We start from the raw sequence: 11,501 nt of genomic DNA, 5'->3' as shown, positions 1-11,501 counted from the left end.
TTTGCTTTCAGCGGCAAGGAAATATGTAGTAGTCTGAATGATTGTTTCCTAATCGGGGGTTTTTTATTCGACGGCGAACGAAGAGACTGATGATAAGCTCATCAGCCTAAAGAAGCGGAGCGATTATATTTTTCATTTCATACCGCCCATTTTATTGGGGCAAGTGCCCTTTTTTCAGGTTTAGCATAATATGGGATATGACGAAAGGGAGGTTTCTTATGACGATTTCAAATCCGAATCCAAATTTAAACCTGCAACACGCATACAGTACTCACGAGGGAGATTGCCATTGTCATCATCACGATTATCATCACGGCCACCACCATGGTCATCATCCGGAAATGGTCATGCCAGCCACATATGAGTGTGCCCCGGCGATGGTTCATCCCTGGGACGGCTGCATGCCCGCAATGGTTCATCCTTGGGAGTGCGAGCCTATGATGGTTCATCCTTGTCATCCGTGGGAGCATGAATCTATGCCTATGATGTATGACCACTTGAGGCATGAATATGAATTTATGATGATCCACCCTTACGAGCATGGCTATATGCCATTTACTCATGACGGCTGTTCATCCTGTTCTGATGGCATGCATGACCCTTGGATGTAAACATAAATGCCGCTGCGCCAACGGCCGAATTTGATGGTATATATTCGGCCGTCGGCGTTAATCCGGTTCAACGGCTCAGGCTCCCTTCCAGTCGCAAACGCTGCCGGAAAGCGCCCACCGGTACATAAATAAGCCCGGTCATCCCGCGTGAAAACAGGCGGTAAATCGCATCACTTGCCGGCACGTCATAGCCTAGAAGCGGCCTCCCTCCAAGTCCAGCGGCAGATGCAGCAAGCAGCAAGCGTTGGACAAGCATTCCCACCTCCATCTGCTGAATACGATAACCGCGATAACCAAGCTGGCGGGCAAGCTGCTCCCGGCTGCCGGCAACATGGAAGCTGAGCGGCACCTGGAAAGTATTAATATTAGGTATAGACATCGTTTGGTGCACCAGGAAGCGCAAATCTCCTGTTCGCAGCTGCTCGAGTCGATGCTCTTCGGCATCGTAGCAATAGGCCCCGTCAGCAATGCCTTCAACGCCATAGAAACAGCCTGTCAGCTGTAGGCGAGGCTCCCGGTTGAAAGCAAAACCGTCCAGATCATTGCGGTAAACAAACGATTCCGCCGTCTCTCGCAGCAGTTGGGAGAGTAGAGTTAGGCTGACCGGCTTCCGGGTAAATTCTACTTCCGGCGAGAAGCGGTTCCGGCAAGCATCCGCCAAATCATAGGACATCCGTTCGGCATGAGGCAAAACAACTGAAGCAGAGGCGGCATTCCTAAAACGTGAGTGCCCTTCTCTCATCATGCCAATGTCCCGAAACTGGCGGGTCGATTCCAGCCGCGCTGCCTTATTCGCCTGCAACAGCATCGGGCAGTCCACGATTTGTCGCGAGCGGATGTACTGTGTATGTTGAACCTCGTCAATTTCCTGGCATAACGCCGAAGCAGTAACTTCTGTCCCTCCATCCCGCTCATCGGGGGGAGCTTGCCGGAAAGCAGCACCGTCAGAGGCCAGCGGAATGACTGCGTATACCGCCTCCTCCTGATCTGAGAGACCGAGCAAGTGATTTACCGCCCTATCGAGAAATTGAAAGCATACTGCTGTCTCAAACCCAAACCGCTTGGCTACTTCCAGGAGCTGGCCGATGACGATTCCGGCATCCAATCCTTGCAGACGATAAGAGAAATTGTGATATTTGAAAAAATTTTTCCAATAAAAAGTTGAAATGAATACAGCGCCAAAGCAGCGGCTCATTTCACAGCGGTCTCCGAGCGCCTTGCTCAAGTAATCGTCAAATCCGCCCTCGCGCAGCATAACAAGCCGATGGTGAGCGGCATCATAATGGTAGAGACCTGCCGGCAAATCATCTATTTTCAAATAGATATAAAGCTCGCTCGGATACAGCCCTCCGCCAGAAGGGACGAAACGCCGGCAGCTTTGCAGTATGCTCTCTCCAGCTTCCCCATACGCTGAGAAACCGGGCAGAACAGACTGGGTCAATTGTGTCAGGCCGAATACATAATAGAGAAAATGTCCAACTGTGCGAAGATCGGGCAAATTTTGCAGTTCTGGCTGCTCTTTCTCCTTAAGCGTGAACGGAATCTCTCTTGATAGCGGAATTATCGGCAGGCTGCGATAGAGCTTATATGGAAGCGGCGCATCCTCCCAGTCCGGCATCCAATCTGCAGGCTTTATTTGATCCGGCTCATCATGCAATTGGCGTAAAAAAGCATCGAGCAACATAGGCTGCCTCCTTCCCGAAAATGCCGGAATCAACTTCTTATGGAAACGGATGCGGATACGGATTCAAAAGATCGGGGGTCAAAGATTCCGATGTATAGCCCAATTGCGCCGGCACCGTCAACGCCCGCTCCAATCCTTCGAGCCGGACTAAACGATGTCCGAACGTCATCGGAAGCATGCCGGGGATGAGCACTTTCACACAATGCAGCCCGTTTCGCAGCGTTTCCGGCGCCGTTTGGTCCACAACAATGACATCCAGACCGGATTGGGTTAATCGGTGCAGCAGCGCCTTTAAGTCGTCGGTCAGATCCGCATTGCGTGCCGGCGCGGCAAATTCCTCCGCAAACGACCGCAACGGCCGGTTATCGTCCAGTAGAAAGCGGAGCCGCTCCTCCGCCTGCGGCAAGCCGTACAGCATCGAATGATCCTCCATTTCCGTAACCAGAAAAGGATCGTCCAGCATGCTTTCATACTGCTGACGGCTCTGCTCGAATTTTTCGCTTACCGTCATCAGCATGCCGGCGATTTCGTGAATCGCGCTTTTTGCCGCCCGCAACGGATCGGGATGAGCGCCCGCCGCACAAACAAGATTTACCCCTGTTTGCTTCCGGTTTTTTGCGATTGCCCACAAGCTCGGAATGCCGGTTTCCATCGTCGAATTGAACAGATGAATATCATAACCTGCCACTGCCTGCAAGCGGTCCAGCATCAGATTCATTTCCAGATCGCCGGATGAATACGGATCGATGCGCGGCAGAGGCAGCTGTGCGTACCAGGTCAGCAGGAACGAATCGCGCTCCACAACCTCCAGTATGCCGTAAAAGATGGCCTCTTCCAGACTTCCTCCCATGGCACAGCCGTTGGATGTTTCATAGACAAAGCCGTGCCCGCAGCCTGCGCTGTAATAGGCCAGCAACTCGGGAACGAGGATCGGCCGCTCCTCTCTAAAAGAATAGCCCCATACCCAATCCATTATTTTGTCAGCATCAAACGGTTGAAATGGAAAATGCGGAGCCTCGTACTGTTCCTTCGAATGTACGCCTACCTGCAATGGATTGAGCGCATCCTTGCTTAGATTGCGGTAACTGTCGCGGACAACGCTTCTTTTACCCCGCGGGGACAGTCCGCAGTAACGCTCCAGCCCTTCCAATATGGCCGTCATTTGACTGTCTTCATAGCAATTTGTCCGGCCTGCGCAGCCCTCGTCTCCTGAAAATAACGGCAAATTAATGCTGGCATCGGCGAATGGCGACACCAGGTCGATCATTTTCACATTAAGAAACCCCGACCGTGCATCCAAATAATCCGCTTCAAGCACTTTTTTCAACTGATCCATCGAACGTACGCGGTAGCGCTCTTCACTGATCTTCGGGTTTTCGCGCAAAACGATGCGGGCCGCTTCTTTGGAATCATCGGGTATACTGCTGCAGAATCCACAGAGCGGGTCAGGTAAAAAGAAGTGCGAGGAACACTTCAACGTTTGCATTTGCAGCAGCAGCATCCGGTCTGCCCGCGCCGGGTCATCCCCCTGCAGATAACGACGTGCCTCTGCGCCGATCATGCTCGCCATCTGCCGCAGCCCGTTGTCGGTCGCCCAGCAATCCCGCTGGACCCCGCCTTGCGCCGACATCCTCCGCTGCAGCGCCCATGTCTCTTTACGGTCGCTGCCAGCCATCAAAAGCCGCATATCTGCGCATTGTGAGCATCCCTGGCTATTTGGGCGGACGAGCGGTCCGATTATTCCTTCGCCAAAAGCAATGAAGCCTCGAAGCCATGGCGTCCCCTTCTGCCGACAAATGGTTTCCGCTTCAAGATGCAGGGCAGGCTTCCAGCCGTCGCTGACCACCAGCACCAAATCGGCAGCATCTGCCGACAGACCGTCGCTAAAGTCTTCTTGACGCACTAAAAAATATTTCCCTGCAGAAAAAGAGCCCAGTTCCTCAGCAACCAGCTCGGCAAGCGAGCCTGATCCAACAATTGCTACAATCGCGCTCAACTGGATGCCTCCTCTCCCAATGACACTGCAAATACGCCGGCCAGTTCCTCCTTCAGAAACGGTTCAACCGATATATCATAAACTTGAAGCCGCATTCGCTCCCGCTTTATTACTTGCAAAGCAGACTGCAGTGCCATGCCATGTTCGCGCGCATCATAGGCCCCGATTGTCAATACTTGCGCCGGCACCTCCTCGATCTTTACGCCCGCGGCAGGCAGCTGAACCATATGTCTTCCAGTAGAAGATACGCCGTTCTGGGCTTGCTGCAGCGCTTGCCGCAGCGCCATGTTCAACGCTGCCGTACAGTTCCAGCCTATACCGCCATACCAGCTGCCGTTTGTACCGACCCAAACTGTCGGGAAACCGGCAATATCCGCGCCGCGGCCTATCATCGGCGGTCCCTGCATGGTTGCCAAGGAACGCAAATAATAGTCACTGTGCTCATCCTCAGCCTTGTACACCTGCACAGGATAAATGGAAGGCCTTTCGCTCTTCGCTCTTCTTTCGAATTCCTCACTCAGTGAGTGGAGCAGGCCGCGGCAAATCCCCTCTTCCACAGTCTCCCCTGCGCCGATCCCCCAGCCCGTCGGCATACGCGGCAGCAAGCCCTCCTCTGCAAGCCAAACCGCAAGCCGCGACGCATAGGATTCAATTCCCGCCATGCCGGCTTCCCGGCGCACTTCGTGATGTGTCAATCCGGCGCATATCAGTTCCGGCAGCAGCGGGGCCGGCTCAGCCGTTAACGGATCTACGGCCTGCACGCGGCACTGCGAAAGCGGAAGCTGCCTCGTATCCCCTTCGTCCCATCTGTGAAAAATGCCAGTCGCCCTTGATGTTAACCCGCTGAAATAAGCCAGCAATTTATCTGGCGAATCGGCTGTCCTACCGCCGGCAGCGGGCAGCTCGAAAGCGGGCAGCGCTTTAATGGCCGGAAGCTTGCTCACTAATGGATGAGGGTGAAAAGGATGCCATGCCCCTTCCAGCGTCTCCGCATCCATTAAATAAAAGGAATGATTAGGTTCGGTCCCCATAATTCCGGATTCCAGCTTCATCCCTTCAAAGACAATGATGTTTGCCAGCATCGCTTCAACCGTAGAGGAAGCTGGGGAAGCTGCTTCCGCTTTTTGCTCATCCCCCAATAAGTCACGATGGATGCGGCGCCATGCCGATTCCCAGCAGCCCGGTGAATCAGGCCGGACCACCGGACCTGCCATTGCCGCTTGCCGCAAACAAAGCGCAGGGATCAGAGCTTTCTGCTCTGCGCGGCACGCTTCGTGGAGCGCCCTTAAAGCGGAGAGCTCCTCCTCATGCGAAACATACAGCACTGTGCTGAAAGGCCGGATTGCCTCCTGCCAATTCGAACTTGTACTCAAACTGCGATCCGCCGGCCACTGAGCCTCCTCGAGCTCAACCGTACTGTCTGTCAGCCGCGCGTGCGCAGCAAGATCAGCAATTCGCTGCCGGTCTGTTTTTGCCGGATCCGTAATCAACATGCGAAAACGCGGCATTCCGGATGTAAGCAGCGCCGCAACAAGAGAGACAAAGATCGGGCCAGAACCGACCGCAAGCAACTTGGCCTGCCTGTAGGACTGAAACCGCGCTGCCCCTGAACCGCCCGTACTGTCCAGAAACTCAATTTGCCCCGCATACTTCCGCAGCGTCTCCGCAGAAAGCTCATGCGCTCTGTCCAGGCTCGTATCCTGGACAAAACCGTTGTTTAACAATACTCCGGCAATCGTTTCAACCCGTTCGCGGTACAGGGGAGGCAAACCGTCTGTCAGCTCTCCCATCGTATATTCCCCGTTCAGCATCGGCAGCAATTTTTCAATCCATTGATCGATCGAATCGCCATCCATCCTGAACGATCCCGTATTGTTCCGAAAATAGACGCCGCCATTCTCGTCGGGGAGAAAAAAAGTGTCTCCTTTCACTTTCAATCGTGCAGAAGGGTTCAAGCGCTATTCCTCCCAAAAATTTATTTGACCTACGGCCAATAATCGCAAGCCAGCCGCTCCAAACTCATTATCCCTTTCATGATATGTAGCCCTATTTGTCCTTCATTCCTGCATCTTGACGATCGCTGCAGCCGGAACAAAAAAGGAATAGCCCCGGCAGGTCTGCCAGGGCAAAATCGGTTCAGAAGCTATGCAGTTGTATCAGGCCGCTTCCTGAGCCTCTTTCTCACCCTAACGGCAGCGAGCGCAGCCCCCACAACGGAAGCAGTTCGAACAATTGAAGCAATTCGAACAACGGAAGCAGTTCGAACAACGGAAACAGTTGACGCAAGAGCAAAATCCTGTGCAAAATCCGGTACAAAAGAAGCAAATGCCTATGCCTACACACAGCCGCGGATCTCCCTGGCCTAGCTGAGCTTGCTGAAATTGCCCTGGGGCGGGCGTTAATCCGCTCGCATTAAATTGTCCTACGTTTAATCCTTGCAGTTCGTTTTGAAATTCATTCATCACCAATACCTCCATTTATAAGCTCAGCTAATGTTTAGCCGAGTAGTCTGAACGCCGATTTCCGCCTCGACACGATATTTTTATGATCAAACCTCCGCATGTGTTACTAAGTCAGATGCCTATAACGAAAAAAGGACCGAGCCCTCAACAAAAAACGTCAAGGGAGCAGTCCTTTTTACATCCAATCTACACGATAGAACTGAAATGATATCTGCCGGAAGCGACCAAATATGCACTTCTTTCCGGCCCCCGCTTATGCAGCTGTACGCCCGAAGACTCATGCGCGAGCATGCCGCTCTCCAGCACCTCGGAGCCTGCTATCGACGGGATAGCTACTTCGGCTGTCGTATTCGCAGGAATCGTAAGTTTCATATCGAAAGTATTGCCTTGCCGCCTCCATTCCACTTCGATTGCCCCGTAGAGTGAGTCGTAGCAGCAGCTGGCCGATGTCAAACCGCCGCCAAGCTTCGGATCGATCCGTATCTTTTTATACCCCGGCCCACTCGGGTCAAGATCGATGCCGCCTATGTGGCGATACATCCATTCACCGACAGACCCGAAAGCAAAATGAGAAAATGAGTTCATTCCCGGCCGCTGGAAGCCGCGCTCATGTGTCCAGCCGTCCCAACGCTCCCATATTGTTGTCGCGCCTTGATGTACAGAGTAAAGCCAGGAAGGATACTGCTCTCTGAGCAGCAGCTCATAAGCAAGCTCCGTGTAACCGTAGTTTGCCAGCATATTCATCATAAACTTCGTACCGTGGAAACCGGTCGTCGCCATGCCGGCCGTTTTAATTTTTTCGATAAGCCGGTTCAATACTTGGGGGCGCAGCTCCTCCGGCAGCAGCTCCATCTCCAGCGCCATCGCATAAGCCGTCTGCGTGTCGCCTTTAATTTTGCCGTCGGCGGAGACGAATTCCGCTGTGAACGCTTGGCAAATATGAGCAAAACGTACCAACAGCCGCTCCCGTTCCTCATTCTTGCCGAGCACTTCTGCTATGTTGGCCAGCAGTTTGGCATTGTAGGCCATGTATGCAGTAGAGAAAATATCATATGGCGTGGTAGAGTGGTGGCTGACCATCCGGCCAAATTCAGCGATCACTTCCTCGAAGGGACGCTCGTTCACGGACAGCCAATCGCCATATTGCGGAATATCCCGGCGAATGCCGTCCGGATGCTGCCTTTCATTGAATGCTACCCAGCGCCGCATCGCATCGTAATGCTTGCTCAAAAGCCGCTTGTCGCCATAGGTTTGATACATCGCCCAAGCAATGATAATCGGCGCATCCGCCCAGCCCGAAGATGCAGTGTGCGTATACGTAAAATCATTATTAAATTCCGTCTTCGGCCCAAAAATAAAAGGAGCAAAGTCTGTAAATGCGCCTGTTGGCTGCTGCGCATCCTCAAGATCGACCATCCACTTGGCAAAGAAAGCCGATACATCCATATTGTAAGCCGCGGTTGCCGCGAAAATCTGCGCATCTCCCGTCCAGCCATGACGTTCGTCGCGCTGCGGGCAATCTGTCGGCACGCTCATAAAGTTCGCTCTTTGCGTCCAGCGGACGTTGCTAATGAGCTGATTCAGCAGCGGGTTGGACGTTTCCAGCTGCCCCGACTGCGGAAGATCGGAATGAACGACGATTGCCTCTACGTCTTCGATAATGAAATCGCTGCCGCTCACTTCGACATAGCGAAAGCCGTGATACGTAAAGGAGGGCTCGAATATTTCGCTTCCGCCGCCCCGGCAAATATAGCTGTCTGTCTGGCGGGCAAAGCGCAGATTTTCCGTATAAAGCTCGCCTTCGGCGTCCAGCACTTCGCCAAAGCGGAACGTACAGCCGCTTCCAGCTTCTCCAGTCAACGTTACTTTAATCCATCCGGCCATATTTTGCCCAATATCGATCAATACGCGTCCGTCCGGCAGCTTGCTGACTGACTTCGGCTTGCGCCGCTCAGTGACCCGGATCGTACGGGAAAGCTGCGAGACGAGCCAGCCGCGGTAATCGTACATGAAATCGACTGGCGCCCAGCCGTTCTCATTGCAGCCGATATTGTTCCAATCGGGAATCTCCTTTCGCGCATCGATCGTTTCTCCCATTTGCAGATCGGAGCATATAATCTTTCCGAAGGAGGCCCGCCACGCGGCATCCGTTGCGACGTTAGCCGTCGTCCCATCCTCATATTCGATGTTAAGCTGCATCATAAAGGACGGATCCATGCCATACTTCTGGTATCCGTACATGCCGATATAGCCGGCATACCAGCCCTGACCAACAATCGCCCCGACGGCATTCTCACCCTGCTGCAGCATGGCGCTGACGTCGTAGGTCTGATACTGCACCCGGACATGATAATCCGTCCATTCAGGAGAAAAAACATCATCGCCTACGCGCTCGCCATTCAGGTAGAGCTGATAGACTCCCAGAGCGGTTGCATATACAGTTGCCCGCCTGATCGCCTTCGTGACTTGGAACCCGCGGCGCAAATAGATCGTCGGCTTCGGCTGCTCCTTAGTCGGCCGATGGCTGGTTTTCCAGCCAATCCACATTCCTTGCCACTCATCGCGGGCCAGCAGTCCCATCGACCACATCGCAGCTTCGCTCCAGGCTCCCGAAAGACCGTTCTCATCCCATAGCCGAACCTTCCAATAGACTTGCTGCTCAGAAACAAGCGGCAGTCCGCTGTATTCAATATGCTGCGATTGGTCGGTATCCACTTTTCCGCTATCCCACAAATCCCCTTCATCGTGAGACAGCTTCTCCAGAGATGTCGCTGCGAGGATGCGGTATGCTGTCTGGCTTGCGCCTCTGCGGCCTTGACCGTCTGCGATCCAGCCGAGCCGCGGCTCGGTTACATCAATTCCCAGCGGATTATCCAAAAACTCTGTGCGCAATCGCAGCGCTTGCAATGCTTGCATCGCTTCCATATCAGATCCTCCCATTCACTGAATGTTCAATCTACCCTTTCACGCCGCCTGAAGCAACGCCTTCCAGCACTCTGCCGGAAAAAATAAAAAAGAGAATCAGGACCGGGACTGTTGCAGCCACAGAACCGGCCATAGCTAAATCAAGATTGAACATCAAGTTATTCGTAAATTTCATTATCATTAACGGAATTGTTCGCTTGCTGTCGCTTTGCAGCATAATAAGCGGCACAAAAAATTGATTCCAGATTTGCACGGACATGATGATGCAAATGCTGTATACAACCGGACTGGCAAGCGGAAACATTACCCGGTAAAAGGTCTTCCACTCGTTCGCGCCGTCAATTTTGGCCGATTCATAGAGATCCTTGGGCAGCTTCTCAAAAAAAGTCGTCAACAAAAATACAGGCAATGACAAGCCGGAGGCTAGTACCAGCACGACCCCCCATTGAGAATTGAGCAAGCCGAAATCACGGATGAGCAAAAAGATCGGCACGATGCCAAGCTGCACCGGAAACATCAATCCGATAAGAAAATAAAGCAGCACCACGCTTTTTAAACGGAATTGGTAGCGGCCAATTCCATAAGCGACGGTCGAGGCAAGCAAAATGACGATCGCCAGCGTTGCGGCGAGTATCCAGGCACTATTTAAAAAATATCGAAAAAAATCCGCTTCTATGAACAGCTTTTTGAAGTTGGCGAAGTTAAACACGTCCGGCAAGCCGAATGTATTCGACAGTAATTCCTTTTTGGAACGGAACGCCTGATAGGTCATATAGATAAGTAAAAGCAAAGTGCATATTGAATACGCCCATAATATTGCAGAGCTTATATAAGCCCGTTTCGGCCTCAAGTTCATAGTCAGTCCTCCGATCGGCGATATGTGATCATCACCTGAATAAGCGCTACGAGAAAAATGACAGCAAACATGACACAGGCGATTGTCGTACCCATCCCCATTGCATTCACATTCGTCGTACCCCCGACAGCGCTATTATCGCCAAAGGCAATCCGGTAGAAGAACAAAGCCATCACGTCGACGCTGCGGTTGATTCCGCCGGAGACGCCGCCCAATATAAAGCTGAAATCAAACATCGTCATCGCGAAGATGTAAGTCAAAATAAGCATATTCAGCACGGTCGTTTTTATTTGCGGCAGTACAATACTGAAAAACCGCCGCCAGTAAGAAGCGCCCTCCAAAAAGGCCGCTTCCATGACTTCATGCGAGATCATCTTCATCGCGCCAAGGAAGAAAATCATGCCGACGCCGATGCCCGACCAGGCAACCATCGTCCATACAACAAACATTCCGAGCTCGGGAAGCCCCAGCCATGGACGGGCTAAAGAACCCAGCCCTGCCATCTCCAGCAGCTTGTTGAAAACTCCGATATTGCCGTCAAAAATTAATGTCCCCATAAAAACAATGACCGGCGTTGCAATAAATTGCGGTGAGAAGATCATTGCCTGGAAAAAACGATGCCCTTTGATACCGCTATACAGCAAGTAAGCCATATAAAGCTGGGCAGGCAGTACAGCAAGCGCATTCAATAAAAACAAAACAGCACTATTCAAAAAAGCGCCGCTTAACTGCGAGAATAGCTCCTGGTTCGTAAACAGCTCGACATAGTTGTCAAAGCCGACAAAGGTTTTGGCGCCGATACCGTCCCAGCGGTTGAAGCTAATCTGTAAAGCGGAAAAGATCGGGTAAACCGAAAATAACGAATACAGCAAAAAGCCGGGTAATATAAACCATAGAAACGGCCGTTTTTTGATCCATGCCATATGCGTGCACCCTCTTTGCTTGGACAAACGGTCAAGCAGCCTTA

At 52.4% G+C, this 11,501-nt stretch carries 7 protein-coding genes and 1 pseudogene; 1 reads left to right on the top strand and 7 read right to left on the bottom strand.

Translation table 11 applies throughout. The features are described 5' to 3' along the window. The first annotated feature begins 218 nt into the window (after nucleotides 1–218). Complete coding sequence (locus tag ACFQ0N_RS00620; protein ID WP_379322406.1) at nucleotides 219–611, top strand: hypothetical protein; 393 nt, start codon at nucleotides 219–221, stop codon at nucleotides 609–611. Nucleotides 612–678: 67 nt separating this feature from the next. Here ACFQ0N_RS00620 and ACFQ0N_RS00615 read toward each other — a convergent pair whose 3' ends face one another. From ACFQ0N_RS00615 to ACFQ0N_RS00585, 7 genes and pseudogenes are all read right to left on the bottom strand, one after another. Next, entirely contained in the window at nucleotides 679–2,295 is a 1,617-nt protein-coding gene (locus tag ACFQ0N_RS00615) for a SagB family peptide dehydrogenase (protein ID WP_379322405.1), read from the bottom strand. Between the two features lie 37 nt (nucleotides 2,296–2,332). After that, entirely contained in the window at nucleotides 2,333–4,291 is a 1,959-nt protein-coding gene (locus ACFQ0N_RS00610) for a TOMM precursor leader peptide-binding protein (protein WP_379322404.1), read from the bottom strand. Then, nucleotides 4,288–6,246, bottom strand: a complete 1,959-nt coding sequence (locus ACFQ0N_RS00605; RefSeq protein WP_379322403.1) for a putative thiazole-containing bacteriocin maturation protein — start codon at nucleotides 6,244–6,246, stop codon at nucleotides 4,288–4,290. Before ACFQ0N_RS00605 ends, ACFQ0N_RS00610 begins: the two co-directional genes overlap by 4 nt. A 321-nt stretch (nucleotides 6,247–6,567) precedes the next feature. Next, nucleotides 6,568–6,753 (bottom strand): annotated as a pseudogene (locus ACFQ0N_RS00600) (hypothetical protein); the annotation flags it as partial. A gap of 186 nt (nucleotides 6,754–6,939) precedes the next feature. Beyond that, entirely contained in the window at nucleotides 6,940–9,678 is a 2,739-nt protein-coding gene (locus ACFQ0N_RS00595) for a glycoside hydrolase family 78 protein (RefSeq protein ID WP_379322402.1), read from the bottom strand. Between the two features lie 31 nt (nucleotides 9,679–9,709). Beyond that, entirely contained in the window at nucleotides 9,710–10,534 is an 825-nt protein-coding gene (locus tag ACFQ0N_RS00590; protein WP_379322401.1) for a carbohydrate ABC transporter permease, read from the bottom strand. Nucleotides 10,535–10,536: 2 nt separating this feature from the next. Beyond that, nucleotides 10,537–11,457, bottom strand: coding sequence for a carbohydrate ABC transporter permease (locus ACFQ0N_RS00585; RefSeq protein ID WP_379322400.1), 921 nt, complete (start codon nucleotides 11,455–11,457; stop codon nucleotides 10,537–10,539). Nucleotides 11,458–11,501 lie beyond the last annotated feature (44 nt).

The organism is Paenibacillus sp. GCM10027626, assembly GCF_042676285.1.
Taxonomy (GTDB): domain Bacteria; phylum Bacillota; class Bacilli; order Paenibacillales; family Paenibacillaceae; genus Paenibacillus_Z.
Note: the sequence above shows the minus strand (reverse complement) of the source record. Positions and strands in the feature narration are given on the sequence as shown.

Excerpts from the sequence above, each read along its gene's own strand:
- ACFQ0N_RS00620 (WP_379322406.1), top strand. The coding sequence starts at position 219 with ATGACGATTTCAAATCCGAATCCAAATTTAAACCTGCAACACGCATAC.
- ACFQ0N_RS00615 (WP_379322405.1), bottom strand. The coding sequence starts at position 2,295 with ATGTTGCTCGATGCTTTTTTACGCCAATTGCATGATGAGCCGGATCAA.
- ACFQ0N_RS00595 (WP_379322402.1), bottom strand. The coding sequence starts at position 9,678 with ATGGAAGCGATGCAAGCATTGCAAGCGCTGCGATTGCGCACAGAGTTT.
- ACFQ0N_RS00590 (WP_379322401.1), bottom strand. The coding sequence starts at position 10,534 with ATGAACTTGAGGCCGAAACGGGCTTATATAAGCTCTGCAATATTATGG.
- ACFQ0N_RS00585 (WP_379322400.1), bottom strand. The coding sequence starts at position 11,457 with ATGGCATGGATCAAAAAACGGCCGTTTCTATGGTTTATATTACCCGGC.